A 14675-nucleotide genomic window follows, 5' to 3' on the forward strand; every position below is an offset into this window, starting at 1 on the left:
CTCGCCCCAGCCGTGATGGCCGGAGACGGGGTATCAACATATCTGGCGTTGACTTTTGGCACGCTGTTGAGTTCTCAAGGAACGGTCGCTTCCTTTGTACTCACCCTCTCGGGCTTTCCTCCGGGCTTCCCTTCGTTCTTGCGTTTCCGACTCTATCAGATCTTTTTCCGATCCGATTTCCTCGGTGCTTTCCAGGTTCTCGCTCTCGCGTTTCCCTTTCCGGCGGTTCCGACTCTATCAGATCCTTTCGGCGTCTGATTCCCAGTCAGCGGGGGTTGTCTTCGCGGCTGTTGGGCCGTTCCGACGAGTGAGACTTTAGCGGATTCCCGGCCTCCGAGCTAATCGGGGGCCGCGTCCTTTCGAACGTGGATTCCTTCATTTCGCACATACGCATGCCGAAGCAAAACGACGACGAGTCGCCGACTGCTGGTAGGTACTTGCGGAATGGCTGTCCGGGGACCGACCGGAGTCGGCGCTCACGTCGGACAACTCGGAGAACATTACGTAACCGGTTGGGGTGTGTCAACTCGCGGCGGGACGGCACCCCGGAGCGTATGGTGGACGACATGACTACGCGTACGTGCACCCAGCAGTGGTGGGCCGCCTGACGGCGGCCGCGTTCACGTACGCATTCAACGGCCGCCGCTTCGGCGGCCGTTCGTGTATCTCCCTCCAGAACCTCTGAGGGTCGGCCGCTCGGGACGGCGGCTCCGACCAGGAGGTGGAGAAGGAATGACACGGGTCTTCAGCGGGATCAAGCCGACCGGGCACCTGACGCTGGGGAACTACCTGGGGGCCATGCGGCAGTGGGCTGCCGTGGATCAGCACCAGGCCGACTCCCTGTTCTGCATCGTCGATCTGCACGGGATGACCGTGGACCACGATCCGGCGCGGCTGCGCCGGCTCACCCGGCAGGCGGCGACCCTGCTGCTGGCGGCCGGTCTGGATCCGCAGCTGTGCACCGTGTTCGTGCAGAGTCATGTCGACGAGCACACCCGGCTGTCGTACCTCATGGAGTGCGTGGCGACCGACGGGGAGATGCGGCGCATGATCCAGTACAAGGAGAAGGTCGCGAGCGAGGCGGTGCGCGGGCGGAGTGTGCGGCTGTCCCTGCTGACGTATCCGGCGCTGATGGCGGCGGACATCTTGGCGTACGGGGCGGACGAGGTGCCGGTCGGGGACGACCAGGCGCAGCACGTGGAGCTGGCGCGGGATCTCGCGGTGCGGTTCAACCAGCGGTACGGGCATACGTTCGTGGTGCCGAAGGCGACCGTGCCGAAGGTGGCGGCACGGGTGATGAACCTGCAGGATCCGACGTCGAAGATGGGTAAGAGCGACGACTCCGGGGCGGGCATCGTCTATCTGCTCGACGAACCCGAGGTGATCCGGAAGAAGATCATGCGGGCCGTGACGGACAGCGGGCAGGAAGTCGTCTACGACCGGGAGGAGCAGCCCGGGGTCGCGAATCTGCTGGAGATTCTCGCTGCGTGCACGGGCGGGAACCCTGAGTCACTGGCAACCGTTCACGATTCGTACGGCGCTCTGAAGCAGGCCACCGCGGAGGCGGTGTTGGACGTGCTCGGTCCCGTGCAGGCCAGGCACAAGGAGTTGTGCGTCGATCCGGGATATGTGGAGGAGGTGCTGCGGCATGGAGCGGAGAAGGCTCGGGCGATCGCCCGGCCGATCGTCGATACCGCCTATCGGGGGATCGGGCTGTTGCCACCGGGCGCCTTCTCGGGGGCTGCCGCGGCCCAGCCCGCGTTGAACGCGGCGCGCTAGGCGCACGGCAGTCCCTCGTGGCCCAACTCGATCCTGCTCGCCTCGGTCCTCGGTGTCCTGGGCCTTGTTGCCCCGGTCTTTCTTGCCTCAGTCCTTCTTGCCTCAGTCCTTCTTGCCGGTGGCGAGTGCACGGCTGCGGTCGCGGGCGGCTTCGAGGGCGGCGATGAGGGCGGCTCGTACGCCGTGGTTCTCCAGTTCGCGGATGGCGTTGATGGTGGTGCCGGCGGGCGAGGTGACGTTCTCACGGAGCTTGACGGGGTGTTCACCGCTGTCGCGGAGCATCACGGCGGCGCCGATCGCGGACTGGACGATGAGTTCGTGGGCCTTGTCCCGGGGCAGGCCGAGCAGGATGCCGGCGTCGGTCATGGCCTCGACCAGGTAGAAGAAGTACGCCGGGCCCGAGCCCGACAGGGCGGTGCAGGCGTCCTGCTGGGACTCGGGGACCTGGAGGGTCTTGCCGACGGCACCGAAGATCTCCTCGGCGGTGGCGAGGTGGGCGGCGGTGGCGTGGCTGCCGGCGGAGATGACGGACATCGCCTCGTCGACGAGGGCGGGAGTGTTCGTCATGACACGGACGACCGGGGTGCCGGTGACGAGGCGCTCCTCGAAGAAGGAGGTGGGGATGCCCGCCGCGCCGCTGATGACGAGGCGGTCGGCGGGGATGTGCGGGGCGAGTTCGTCGAGGAGGGTGCCCATGTCCTGCGGCTTGACCGTGAGGATCAGGGTGTCGGCCGTCTTCGCGGCCTCGGCGTTGGTCACCGGGGTGACTCCGTGACGGGCGCGGAGTTCTTCGGCCCGTTCGGGGCGGCGGGCGGTGACCAGGAGGTCGGCGGGTGCCCAGCCTGCCCGGATCATTCCGCTGAGCAGGGCTTCGCCGATCTTGCCGGTGCCGAGGACTGCGACTTTCTGACTCATACGGTTCAGTCTGGCACCGGGAGTGGCGGGCGAGGGGCGGTTGTCCGCTGGGCGGACGTCGGCGGCGGCTATGCCGTCCGTCGCCTGAGGGTGGCCGCGCCCAGGGTCAGCACCAGCAGGGCGCAGCCGGCGACGATCAGGACGTCCCTGAGGAAGGTGGCGGTCATGTCGGTGTGGTTGAGGACCTGGTTCATGCCGTCGACCGCGTAGGACATGGGGAGGACGTCGGAGAGCGCTTCGAGGGCGGGGTGCATCTCGGAGCGGGGTGTGAAGAGGCCGCAGAGGAGGAGCTGGGGAAAGATCACCGCGGGCATGAACTGGACCGCCTGGAATTCCGAGGCCGCGAAGGCCGAGACGAAAAGACCGAGGGCCGTGCCGAGCAGGGCGTCGAGCAGGGCGACCAGGAGCAGGAGCCAGGGGGAGCCGGTGACGTCGAGGCCCAGGAACCAGACGGCCAGGCCGGTGGCCAGGGCAGACTGGATGATCGCGAGGATGCCGAAGGCGAGCGCGTAGCCGGCGATCAGGTCGGCTTTGCCCAGGGGCATGGCGAGGAGGCGTTCGAGGGTGCCGGAGGTGCGTTCGCGGAGGGTGGCGATGGAGGTCACCAGGAACATCGTGATGAGCGGGAAGATGCCGAGGAGTGAGGCGCCGATGTTGTCGAAGGTGTGCGGGCTGCCGTCGAAGACGTAGCGGAGCAGGACCAGCATCAGGCAGGGGATGAGGAGCAGCAGCGCGATCGTGCGGGGGTCGTGGCGGAGCTGGCGCAGGACGCGGGCCGCGGTGGCCGTGGTGCGGGAGAGGTTCAGGGCGCTGACGGGTGCGGTGGCGGTGGTCGCCGTCCGGGTGGTGGCCGTCTGAGTGGTCATCGTGCGCTTTCCTTCGTGCGGGACTGGGAAGTCGCGGCCGCTTCGTCGACGAGGTGGAGGAAGGCCGCCTCGACCGTGTCGGAGCCGGTGCGGGTGCGGAGGGCCTCGGGGGTGTCGTCGGCGAGGATCTCGCCCTCGCGCATGAGGAGGAGGCGGTGGCAGCGCTCGGCCTCGTCCATGACGTGGGAGGAGATGAGGAGGGTGGCGCCGCGGGTGGCGGTGATGGAGTGGAAGAGCTGCCACAGGTCGCGGCGCAGCACGGGGTCCAGGCCGACGGTGGGTTCGTCGAGGACGAGGAGTTCGGGGGTGCCGAGCAGGGCGACGGCGAGCGAGACGCGGCTGCGCTGGCCGCCGGAGAGGTTGCCGGCGAGGGAGTCGGCGTGGCTGGTGAGGTCGACTTCGCCGAGGACGCGTTCGACGTCGGCTCGACGGTCGGGGGCGGGGCGGGTGGGGTCGAGGATCGCGCCGAAGTAGTCGAGGTTCTGGCGGATGGTCAGGTCGTCGTAGACGGAGGGGGCTTGGGTCACGTAGCCGATGCGGGTCCGGAGGGTGGGGTGGCCCGCGGGCCGGCCGAGGACGTTCAGGGTTCCGGTGACCTTGGCCTGGCTGCCGACGATGGAACGCATCAGGGTCGACTTGCCGCATCCGGAGGGCCCGAGCAGGCCGGTGATCTGGCCGCGGGGGACGGTGAAGTCGAGGCCGCGCAGGACGGTACGGGGGCCGCGGACTGCGGTGAGTCCGGCGGCTTGGACGGCTGGGGGCAGGGCGGAGTTGCCGGGGGCCTCGGTCGGCTCCGGCGAGTAATTCACCATGTGATGAATAATCCTCGGCGCGGCAGGGGTCGTCAAGGGGAGCATGCGAGGGGCAGCACCGCTGGAACTGTCGTGCCGGGGCGCCGGGAGTCGGGCGTCTGGCGTCTGGCGTTCGCTGCGACGACCGGAGGGCAAGTCGCCCTCGCCGGTGTCCCGCTGACCGGGCGGGATCCCGGCAGGTGGGCGGGGTACGCCTGTCACGTCCGCTGATCGTGATCGAGGGGTACGTCCGAGGCGGGTCCGCCCGCTGAGTCCGGCCGGGTCCGCCGGGGGGACATGGCTGAGCCGCCACCGGCCCCCGCGGCTGCATCGGGTCGGCGGGCCGGTGTGGGCGTATGGCTCAGGTGTTGAGGGCGACGAGGAGGAGGACGTCGTACGTCTCCTCGACGATCCCTTCCGGGAAGACCTTCAGAAGGTGGGCACGCTCGTCCGCGAAGAAGGCGGTGCGGCGGTCCTCGGGGGTGACCAGGAATGCCGAGTGGCTGCCGATGTTGGCGAGGTGGGTGTCGAGGGGGACGCGGCGACTCCAGCGGACCTCGCGGCGGGTGAAGCGGAGGCGGCCGCTGGGGTCCGCGAGATCCGTGCGGTCGGCCGCCTTGCGCTTCTCTGCGGCCGTGTCCAGGCCGAGGAAGCGGCTTGTCCGGTCGCTCTGCCCGACGATCCAGTCGATGTCCTGGGCGTCGGTGTTCCACCACAGCGCCAGCGCGCCGCCGGGGCGCAGTACGCGGAGTGCCTCCGGTACGGAGCGGGCCGGGTCGGTCCAGTGCCAGGCCTGGGCGTAGGTGAGGAAGTCGGCGGTGCCGTCGGCGAGCGGGAGGGCGTTGCCGTTGCCGCGGACGACCGGGACGCCGGGGAGTGTGGCCTGGAACTGCGCCGCCATGCCCTCGCCCGGCTCCACCGCGACCACGTCGGCGCCGCGCGCGTGCAGGAGGGCGGTCGCGATGCCGGTGCCCGCGCCGACGTCGACCACCCGGGCGCCGGCGAGGGAGCGGCCGGCCTCCTCTTCGACGGCGTCGAGGAGAGCCGGCGGGTAGGAGGGGCGGTTCGCGGCGTACTGGGCCGCGGCGGCGTTGAAGGAGTGGGCGCGGGTCGCGTGGGAGGAAGGGGCGGGGTTCGAGGGGTGCGACTGGCTTGTGGTCATACGGCCATGGTCCCGGGGGCGGGGTGGGGGACGACAGGGGATATCGGCAGGCGGGCATGGACGCCCGGTGCCGTACCGGACGGTCTCAGCGCTTCCGCTTCTTCTTCGACGGATTGCCCGTGCGACGCGTGGTGCGGCGTTCGTGTTCCTGGACGGCGGTCTCGTACTCGGCGCGGTGGAGTCGTTCGCCGGGGGCCTCCGTCAGGGCGCGGAAGAAGTAGGCGAGGAGGGAGCCGACGAAACCGATGGCGAGGAGGCCGCGCAGGGAGGCCTGCCGTTCGGGGTCGGGGCGCTTGCCGAAGGACTCCCAGGTGTTCCGGAAGGCCAGGGCGCTGCAGATGGCGAACATCGCGACGACCAGGACCGTGACGAAAGCCCCGGTGTCGGCGAGTTGCACGCCCTGGTAGGCGAGGCGGAGGACCAGGCAGGAGGCGACGGCCGCGGCCAGCGAGCCCACGGCCACGCCGACGCGGCGGACGGTGTATCCGTCGTCATGGTTGACCCAGGACGTGCCGAAGAAACGGAGGGGCTCGGGGCGGGGGCCGCTCGAGGCCTCGCCGGTGGAGCCCGCGGGGGTGTCCGGGGTGCCTGGTTCGTCGCTCACGGGACGATTATGGCGCCGGGGGCCGCGGGCTCCGGGTCGGGGTGACCGGTCAGGCGCAGCGGTCGGCCACGTAGCCGTCGCTGCCTGTGTGGACGTTGGTGTCCGAGACGTATTCGCCGTTGTCGATGTTGTCCCAGATGTTCGACGTGCCGTAATACCCGGACACAGTCGTACCCGGCGTCTGGCAGAAGATCGGGACCTTGGTGCCCTCGGGGAGGGTGCGGGTGATGTTGTAGTTGGTGCCCGGGCCGCTGCGGACGTTCAGACGGACGCCCGGGGCGACGGAGTATGTGTTCACGGTGGCGGCCGCGCTGGCGACGGAGGCCGACCCCATGATCATGAGAAAGGCTCCGGCGGAGCCTGCGAGAAGGAGGGAAGCGCGTCTTCTGGATGTCATCCCAGTCCTCCTGGACCGGTCAGGAGCAGCGGTCGGTCACGTAACCGTCGCTGCCCGTGTTGACGTAGGCGTCTGACACGAACTCGCCGTTGCTGATGTTGTCCCAGATCTTGGACGTGCCGTAGTACCCGGAGACCGTCGTACCGGGCGTCTGGCAGTAGATCGGGACCTTGGCGCCCTCGGGGAGGACGCGGGTGATGTCGTAACTGGTGCCGGGACCGCTGCGGACGTTAAGGCGGAGGCCTGGGGCGACCGAGTAGTAGCGCACGGACGCCGTCAGCGTCGTGACGGCCTCCTCCTCGCCGCTGCTCTCGGCTTCCTGCGCGTGATCGACAGACATGTAGAGCTCCCCCCACCAGACCCATGAGTGCCATGGAGTCCCGTTGATTCCCCTGAATCGAGCCACGAAACACATGTGCGCAACTCGCACGCGGAGGCTAGCAAGCCGCCTCTGTATCGCACGCGTCATCGACTAGGCTCCGTGCGTCGCGCGCCGCGAGGAACAGCACGGGGGTGATCCCATGACGCCACAGCGCAACACCGGAGCGGGCGCGGAAGCGGAACTTCCCGAGTACGCCGGGCACTACCGCCTGGAATCCTGCCTGGGTTCGGGCGGCATGGGCGTGGTGCACCTCGCCCGCAGCACCTCGGGGCTGAAACTCGCCGTGAAGGTCGTGCACGCCGAGTTCGCCAAGGACCGCGAGTTCAGGGGCCGTTTCCGGCAGGAGGTGGCTGCGGCACGGAAGGTCAGCGGGGCCTTCACCGCGCCCGTCGTGGACGCCGATCCAGAGGCCGCACGGCCCTGGATGGCCACCCTCTTCATCCCTGGCCCGACCCTCTCCGAGCAGGTGAAGCGGAACGGGCCCATGTCCCCTGCCCAGCTGCGCCGGCTGATGGCCGGGCTCGCCGAGGCGCTGCGCGACATTCACCGGGTCGGGGTGGTGCACCGGGATCTCAAGCCGAGCAACGTGCTGCTCGCCGAGGACGGTCCGAAGGTCATCGACTTCGGCATCTCCCGGCCGAAGGACAGCGAACTGCGGACCGAGACGGGGAAGTTGATCGGTACGCCGCCGTTCATGGCGCCGGAGCAGTTCCGGCGGCCGCGTGAGGTGGGGCCGGCCGCCGACATCTTCGCGCTCGGGTCGGTGCTGGTGCACGCGGCGACCGGGCGGGGGCCGTTCGACTCCGACAGCCCTTATGTCGTCGCCTACCAGGTCGTCCATGACGAGCCCGACCTCACCGGCATGCCGGAGGAGTTGGCTCCGCTGGTGCTGCGCTGTCTCGCCAAGGAGCCCGAGGACCGGCCGACGCCCGACGAAATGATGCGGGAACTGCGGTCGTTGTCAGCGTCGTACGACACGCAGGCGTTCATACCGGCACAGCGGACCAATGGCATCGGTGACAGCAGTGACATGCCGGAGCCGCCGAAGGCGAAGGAGCCGGAGCGGCGGCGGCCACGCCTCAGCAGGCACGTCGCCTTGGCCACGGGTGCCGTCGTGCTCGCGCTGGGCGGGGCCGCGGCCTTCGTCCAGTGGGGGGCCGGGAGCAGCGGCCCGGAGCAGCGGGAGAGCAATCCGAGAACCACTGCCGCCGCTTTCGCCGCCTGGCAGGCGAAAGCGGTCACCAAGGGCGCGGCCACGCCCCAATGTGCCACCGGTGAGGGAAAGTTGTTCTGCACCGAGTCGTCTGCGGCCTTCGCCCTGGACCCGGTGACGGGCGCCGTGCTCTGGCGCCACTCCGTCACCGACGCCCACTGGAGCAGGCCCCCGGTCCTCTCCGGCGGGCTCGTTCAACTCGTCACGGACGGGGCCCGGCATGTGACGGCGCTCGATCCGGACTCGGGCAGGAGCCGATGGCAGCGGGACCTGCCCGAGAACAGGGGGATGAAATTCGCCGGCGACATGCTTCTGCTCGCGCGCGCGGACGGCACGGTCAACGGGGTGGACAGCGCGACCGGCACCAGCAAGTGGAGCCGACCCACAGGGGGGCACGGCACACCGCGGATAGACTTCTTCCCCTCGGATCCGTCGTCGGCGTATGTGACCAGTTCGTCCGCGGATGGGGCCGGCACCCGGGTGACCGCCGTGGACCCGGCCACCGGAGACGTACGGTGGGACGCGCCTTTGCAGGGTCTGCTGCGGCCGGTCGGCGCGCAGGACGGGGCGGTCTTCCTGCTGGCCGCTGATCCGGTGTACGGCGACACCGATGCGGTGGTCCGCTACACGCCGGGGTCCGGAACCACCCGCCGGGTCAAACTGCCCGTACCGCGTGCGGACGCGCAGGCCGGGGTGTACGACGGCGTGGTCTACCTGCTGGCCGCCACCGGGGCCCTGGACGCCGTCGACCTGGACTCAGGCAAGCGGACATGGCACCTGGAGACTTCGGTGAGCCGGGGCTCGGCGCCCGTCGCCGACGACCGGCACGTGTACTTCTCGGCCGCCGACGGACGGCTCATGGCTGTGGACACGCACGACGGGAAGGTGGCGGGACAGACCTCGCCCCGCTTCGGAACGGCCTCGGGCGGGGTCGCCACCTCGGTGCCCGCCCCCCTGATCCTCACCACCCACATCTACGCCACCGCCCCCGACGGCACCGTCTTCGCCGTGGACGCGGAGGATCCCGCCGCCTGGTGATGACACACGGCGGAAGGGGGCGCCCCCCTTGTGGGAGGCGCCCCCTGTCGCAGGTGTCACGTGCCCGGTGTCAGCCGAGCTTGCTCACGTCGCGCACCGCGCCGCGGTCCGCGCTGGTGGCCATCGCCGCGTAGGCCCGCAGGGCCGCCGAGACCTTGCGGTCGCGGTTCTTAGGGGCGTACACGCCGTCCAGGGCCTGCTCGCGACGGGCCAGCTCGGCGTCGTCGACGAGGAGCTCGATCGTGCGGTTCGGGATGTCGATGCGGATCCGGTCGCCGTTCTCGACGAGGGCGATGGTGCCGCCCGAGGCCGCCTCCGGGGAGGCGTGGCCGATCGACAGGCCCGACGTGCCGCCGGAGAAGCGGCCGTCCGTGATCAGCGCACAGGTCTTGCCGAGGCCGCGGCCCTTGAGGAAGGACGTCGGGTACAGCATCTCCTGCATGCCGGGGCCGCCCTTGGGGCCCTCGTAGCGGATGACGACCACGTCGCCGTGGGTGACCTGCTTGTTGAGGATCTTCTCGACGGCCTCTTCCTGCGACTCGCAGACGACCGCCGGGCCCTCGAAGGTCCAGATCGACTCGTCGACGCCGGCCGTCTTCACCACGCAGCCGTCGACGGCGAGGTTGCCCTTGAGGACGGCGAGGCCGCCGTCCTTGGAGTACGCGTGCTCGACGCTGCGGATGCAGCCCTCCGCCGCGTCCTCGTCCAGGGCCTCCCAGCGCTCGGACTGGGAGAAGGCCTCGGAGGAGCGGACGCAGCCGGGGGCCGCGTGCCACAGTTCCACCGCCTCGGGGGACGGGGAGCCGCCGCGCACGTCCCAGGTCTTCAGCCAGTCCGACAGGGACGGGCTGTGCACGGAGTGGACGTCCTCGTTGAGGAGACCGCCGCGGTGCAGTTCACCGAGGAGGGCGGGGATGCCGCCGGCCCGGTGCACGTCCTCCATGTAGTACGTGCGGGTCTTCGCGACGTTCGGCGCCACCTTGGCCAGGCAGGGCACCCGGCGCGAGACCTCGTTGATCTCCTCCAGGCCGAACGGGACACCCGCCTCCTGGGCGGCGGCCAGCAGGTGCAGGATCGTATTGGTGGAGCCGCCCATGGCGATGTCCAGGGCCATCGCGTTCTCGAACGCCTCGAAGGTCGCGACGTTGCGGGGCAGGACCGTGTCGTCGTCCTGCTCGTAGTAGCGGCGGGTGATGTCCATGACCGTGCGGGCCGCGGCGACGTACAGCTGTTTACGGGCCGTGTGGGTGGCCAGGACCGAGCCGTTGCCGGGGAGGGAGAGACCGATGGCCTCGGTCAGGCAGTTCATCGAGTTGGCGGTGAACATGCCGGAGCAGGAGCCACAGGTCGGACAGGCGTTCTCCTCGATACGGAGGATGTCCTCGTCCGAGATCTTGTCATTCACGGCGTCGGAGATCGCGTCGACCAGGTCGAGGGTGCGGACCGTGCCGTCGACGAGGGTGGCGCGGCCGGCCTCCATCGGGCCGCCGGAGACGAAGACCGTGGGGATGTTGAGCCGCAGCGCGGCCATCAGCATGCCCGGCGTGATCTTGTCGCAGTTGGAGATGCAGACCAGGGCGTCGGCGCAGTGCGCCTCGACCATGTACTCGACCGAGTCGGCGATCAGGTCGCGGGACGGGAGGGAGTACAGCATGCCGCCGTGGCCCATCGCGATGCCGTCGTCCACGGCGATCGTGTTGAACTCGCGCGGGATGCCGCCCGCCTCCTTGATCGCCTCGGAGACGATCCGGCCGACCGGCTGGAGGTGGGTGTGGCCCGGCACGAACTCGGTGAAGCTGTTGGCGACCGCGATGATCGGCTTGCGGCCGATGTCCGCGCCCGGTACACCGGAGGCGCGCATAAGGGCGCGGGCGCCCGCCATGTTGCGGCCGTGGGTGACTGTGCGGGACCTCAGCTCGGGCATCGTGGCTCGCTCCTTCAGACAGATAGGGCTGCTAACGAGCGTACGCCCGTTGCCCAGGCCTCGGGACGAGGTGTCCGGAATGCGGGACGGGTGTCTCGTGATGCCGGCCTCAGGGCCCGGTCAGATGCCCCTGCACCACCGGCGCCACCCGCGCCACGATCTGCTCCAGGTCGGCCGACGCCAACGGCTCCAGCTTGATCACGTACCGCAGCATCGCGCACCCGACCAGCTGCGCGGCCGCCAGCTCGGCGCGCAGATGCGCGTCCGGGAGGTCCAGCTGTTCGGCGAGACGGCGCAGCAGCTGGGCGGCGATCAGCCGGCGGAAGACGGCGGCGGCTGTCTCGTTGTTCACGGCCGAGCGGAGGATCGCCAGCAGGGGTGTACGGGTGGTGGGGTTCTCCCAGATGCCGAATATGAAGCGGGTCAGGCGCTCGCCGACGCCGTCCACCGGGCCGTCGGCGATCGCCACGGGCGCGTTCAGCGCGGGGGCGAAGGCGACCGAGATGGCGGCCTCGAAGACCTGCTCCTTGGTGCCGAAGTAGTGGTGCACGAGGGCCGAGTCCACGCCGGCGGCCTTGGCGATCCCGCGGACGGACGTCTTGTCGTACCCGAGTTCGGAGAACTCCTCGCGCGCGGCGGCGAGGATACGGTCCCGGGTGTCCGCCGACTCGGTACGCGGGGGGCGGCCGCGGCGACGGGTACCGGTACCGGTACCGGTACCGGTACCGGTACCGGTACCGGCGTCACCGTTTCCGGTCTCGGCGCCGGTCACCGGCGGGGCACCTTCAGCGCCGAGGCCAGGTGCAGGCGGGTGAAGGCCAGCGCCTCCGCGAGGTCGGCCTCGCGCTCGGCGCCGGACATCGCGCGCCGGGTGTTGACCTCGATGACGACATGCCCGTCGAAACCGGTGAACGCGAGGCGCTCCAGGAGCTCGGCACAGGGCTGGGTGCCGCGGCCGGGCACCAGGTGCTCGTCCTTGGCGGAGCCGCGGCCGTCGGCGAGGTGGACATGGCCGAGCCGGCCGCCCATCCGGTCGAGCATGGCGAGCGCGTCCGTGCGCGAGGTCGCGGCATGGCTGAGGTCGATCGTGAAGTGCCGGTAGTCGTCCTTGGTGACGTCCCAGTCGGGGGCGTACGCCAGCATCTCGCGGTCGCGATAGCGCCAGGGGTACATGTTCTCCACCGCGAACCGGACGTCCGTCTCGTTCGCCATGCGCCAGATCCCCTCGACGAAGTCGCGGGCGTACTGACGCTGCCAGCGGAACGGCGGATGCACCACGACCGTGCTCGCGCCCAGCTTCTCGGCGGCGGCCCGGGCCCGCTGGAGCTTGACCCAGGGGTCGGTGGACCAGACCCGCTGGGTGATCAGCAGACAGGGCGCGTGGACGGCGAGGATCGGGATGCGGTGGTAGTCGCTCAGCCTGCGCAGGGCCTCGATGTCCTGGCTGACCGGGTCGGTCCACACCATGACCTCGACACCGTCGTAGCCGAGGCGCGCGGCGATCTCGAAGGCCGTCGCCGTCGACTCCGGATAGACGGAGGCCGTGGAGAGCGCGACCTTCGCATCCGGGATGCGGACGACGTCCCTTGGTTTTGCCACGAGGGACAGGTTACGGGGTGGGGTTGGGTGGAGGCGGGGCACGTCTTCGCCGGTGTGACGATCGTCGCGTCGGCGGTGGGGCCCGGCGCCTGCCCGCCGTTGCGGGTCGCCCGCGCCCCCTGCGGGGGTGCCTACGCCGAACCCATGTGATCAAGTCGCCGCAGGATCACGCCCTCCCGGAGCGCCCACGGGCACACCTCCACCGTCTCCACCCCGAACAGGTCCATCGCGGCCTCCGCCACCAGCGCGCCCGCCACCAGCTGGCCCGAGCGGCCCTCGGAGACTCCCGGGAGCGCGCTGCGCTGGGCCGTGTCCATGGCCGCCAGCCGCGGGACCCAGGTCTCCAGGGAACTGCGCTTGAGCTCGCGCTGGACGTAGAGGCCGTCGGCGGAGCGGGCCGCGCCGGCGATACGGGCCAGCTGCTTGAAGGTCTTGGAAGTGGCGACCACGTGGTCGGGGGCGCCGAAGCGGCTGAACTCGCCGACCGTTCGCGCGATCTCGGCCCGTACATGGCGGCGCAGTGCCCGTATGTCCGCCGGGGCCGGCGGGTCGCCGGGGAGCCAGCCGGCGGTGAGCCGGCCGGCGCCGAGCGGCAGCGAGACGGCCGTGTCCGGCTCCTCGTCGATGCCGTACGCGATCTCCAGGGAGCCGCCGCCGATGTCCAGGACCAGCAGTTTTCCGGCGGACCAGCCGAACCACCGGCGTACCGCGAGGAAGGTCAGCCGGGCCTCCTCGGCGCCGGTGAGGACCTGGAGCTCGACGCCGGTCTCGGCCTTCACGCGCGCGAGGACGTCATCGGCGTTGCTGGCCTCGCGCACGGCGGAGGTGGCGAACGGCAGCAGATCCTCGACGCCCTTGTCCTCGGCGGCCTGCAGGGCCTCATGGACGACACGGACCAGTTTCTCGACCCCGTCGGGACCGATCGCGGCGTCGCCGTCGAGGAGTTGGGCAAGGCGCAGTTCCGCCTTGTGCGAGTGCGCGGGCAGCGGGCGTGCACCGGGGTGCGCATCCACCACCAGCAGATGCACCGTGTTGGATCCCACGTCGAGGACACCGAGTCTCATGTACGGAACGCTACTGCCAGGTGGCCGGTATCCCCTCGTCGGAGCCGTCCCCGAAGCCGGGCCGGGCGACATACCCTGTACAGGTGCCAAAGACGAAAAAGACGAAGGACCACAAGGGCGCCAAATCCGCCGACGGTTCTTCTCGGGCGAAGCCACCGAAGAAGTCGAAGACGTCACAGCGGCCTCCGGCAGGGGACGAGAAGGGCCTCGACTTCGCGCGCGCATGGGTGGAATTCCCGGATCCGGCGGACGACGAGCAGGTGTTCCGCTGTGATCTGACATGGCTGACCTCTCGCTGGAACTGCATCTTCGGCAGCGGCTGCCAGGGCATCCAGGCGGGCCGCGCGGACGACGGCTGCTGCACGCTGGGCGCGCACTTCTCCGACGAGGACGACGAGAAGCGGGTCGCCGATCATGTGTCGAGGCTCACTCCGGACATCTGGCAGCACCACGACGAGGGCACACGGAACGGCTGGATCTCGGAGGACGACGAGGGCTCCCGCCAGACCCGCCCGTTCAACGGCTCGTGCATCTTCCAGAACCGTCCCGGGTTCGAGGGCGGCGCGGGCTGCTCGCTGCACATCCTGGCGCTGCGGGAGGGCCGCGAGCCGCTGGAGACCAAGCCGGACGTCTGCTGGCAGCTGCCGATCCGCCGCACGTACGACTGGATCGACCGCCCCGACGACACGCGCGTCCTCCAGGTCTCGATCGGCGAGTACGACCGCAGGGGCTGGGGCCCGGGCGGCCACGACCTGCACTGGTGGTGCACGTCGGCGACCTCGGCACACGGCGCGGGCGACCCGGTCTACGTCTCCTACCGCCCGGAGCTGACCGAACTGATGGGCAAGGCCGGCTACGACCGCCTGGCAGAACTCTGCGAGCAGCGCCTGGCCTCCCAGCTCCCACTCGTGGCCCCGCATCCGGCGGACCCGGCGAGCTGA

At 70.1% G+C, this 14675-nt stretch carries 15 protein-coding genes; 4 read left to right on the forward strand and 11 right to left on the reverse strand.

The window, feature by feature from the left end:
• Both ACWDGI_RS21795 and trpS read left to right on the forward strand, forming a co-directional pair.
• Nucleotides 1–258 (forward strand): hypothetical protein (locus tag ACWDGI_RS21795; protein ID WP_450761395.1); only part of this gene is annotated, 258 nt, incomplete at its 5' end.
• 474 nt (nt 259–732) lie between these two features.
• A complete protein-coding gene (trpS, locus tag ACWDGI_RS21800; protein WP_450761397.1) occupies nt 733–1779 on the forward strand; it encodes a tryptophan--tRNA ligase in 1047 nt (348 codons plus the stop codon).
• A gap of 102 nt (nt 1780–1881) precedes the next feature.
• Here the strand turns inward: trpS and proC are convergent, their stop codons facing one another.
• The 7 genes from proC to ACWDGI_RS21835 form a co-directional block, all read right to left on the reverse strand.
• On the reverse strand, nt 1882–2694 hold the full coding sequence (proC, locus tag ACWDGI_RS21805) for a pyrroline-5-carboxylate reductase (RefSeq protein ID WP_450761399.1): 813 nt from the start codon (nt 2692–2694) through the stop codon (nt 1882–1884).
• A gap of 68 nt (nt 2695–2762) precedes the next feature.
• On the reverse strand, nt 2763–3560 hold the full coding sequence (locus ACWDGI_RS21810) for an ABC transporter permease (protein WP_450761401.1): 798 nt from the start codon (nt 3558–3560) through the stop codon (nt 2763–2765).
• Nucleotides 3557–4372, reverse strand: a complete 816-nt coding sequence (locus tag ACWDGI_RS21815; RefSeq protein ID WP_450761403.1) for an ABC transporter ATP-binding protein — start codon at nt 4370–4372, stop codon at nt 3557–3559. Before ACWDGI_RS21815 ends, ACWDGI_RS21810 begins: the two co-directional genes overlap by 4 nt.
• Before the next feature lie 340 nt (nt 4373–4712).
• Nucleotides 4713–5513: a class I SAM-dependent methyltransferase gene (locus tag ACWDGI_RS21820; RefSeq protein WP_450761405.1), complete on the reverse strand. Its 801-nt coding sequence runs from the start codon at nt 5511–5513 to the stop codon at nt 4713–4715.
• 85 nt (nt 5514–5598) lie between these two features.
• Nucleotides 5599–6117 (reverse strand): EamA/RhaT family transporter, encoded by a 519-nt coding sequence (locus ACWDGI_RS21825; RefSeq protein WP_450761407.1) that lies wholly within the window; start codon nt 6115–6117, stop codon nt 5599–5601.
• A 49-nt stretch (nt 6118–6166) separates the two neighbouring features.
• Entirely contained in the window at nt 6167–6457 is a 291-nt protein-coding gene (locus tag ACWDGI_RS21830) for an SH3 domain-containing protein (RefSeq protein ID WP_450761409.1), read from the reverse strand.
• Between the two features lie 76 nt (nt 6458–6533).
• The gene (locus ACWDGI_RS21835) at nt 6534–6854 is read right to left on the reverse strand and encodes an SH3 domain-containing protein (protein ID WP_450761411.1); all 321 of its coding nucleotides are present in this window, start codon (nt 6852–6854) and stop codon (nt 6534–6536) included.
• Between the two features lie 181 nt (nt 6855–7035).
• Between ACWDGI_RS21835 and ACWDGI_RS21840 the strand changes: the two genes are divergently transcribed.
• On the forward strand, nt 7036–9147 hold the full coding sequence (locus ACWDGI_RS21840; protein ID WP_450761413.1) for a serine/threonine-protein kinase: 2112 nt from the start codon (nt 7036–7038) through the stop codon (nt 9145–9147).
• Nucleotides 9148–9217: 70 nt separating this feature from the next.
• On the opposite strand, the gene ilvD is transcribed toward ACWDGI_RS21840, so the two are convergent.
• The 4 genes from ilvD to ACWDGI_RS21860 all read right to left on the reverse strand — a co-directional run bounded on the left by ilvD (nt 9218) and on the right by ACWDGI_RS21860 (nt 13734).
• Nucleotides 9218–11071 (reverse strand): dihydroxy-acid dehydratase, encoded by a 1854-nt coding sequence (gene ilvD, locus ACWDGI_RS21845; RefSeq protein ID WP_450761415.1) that lies wholly within the window; start codon nt 11069–11071, stop codon nt 9218–9220.
• A gap of 109 nt (nt 11072–11180) precedes the next feature.
• Nucleotides 11181–11843 carry a TetR/AcrR family transcriptional regulator gene (locus ACWDGI_RS21850; protein ID WP_450761417.1) on the reverse strand — a complete coding sequence of 221 codons (663 nt, stop codon included), beginning with the start codon at nt 11841–11843 and terminating at the stop codon, nt 11181–11183.
• Nucleotides 11840–12670 (reverse strand): sugar phosphate isomerase/epimerase family protein, encoded by an 831-nt coding sequence (locus tag ACWDGI_RS21855; RefSeq protein ID WP_450761419.1) that lies wholly within the window; start codon nt 12668–12670, stop codon nt 11840–11842. The genes ACWDGI_RS21850 and ACWDGI_RS21855 overlap by 4 nt, the downstream gene beginning before the upstream one ends.
• Nucleotides 12671–12801: 131 nt before the next feature.
• On the reverse strand, nt 12802–13734 hold the full coding sequence (locus tag ACWDGI_RS21860; RefSeq protein WP_450761421.1) for a Ppx/GppA phosphatase family protein: 933 nt from the start codon (nt 13732–13734) through the stop codon (nt 12802–12804).
• Between the two features lie 83 nt (nt 13735–13817).
• Here ACWDGI_RS21860 and ACWDGI_RS21865 point away from each other — a divergent pair, with 83 nt between their 5' ends.
• Nucleotides 13818–14675: a hypothetical protein gene (locus ACWDGI_RS21865; RefSeq protein ID WP_450761423.1), complete on the forward strand. Its 858-nt coding sequence runs from the start codon at nt 13818–13820 to the stop codon at nt 14673–14675.

It is taken from the genome of Streptomyces sp. NPDC001220 (assembly GCF_053597895.1).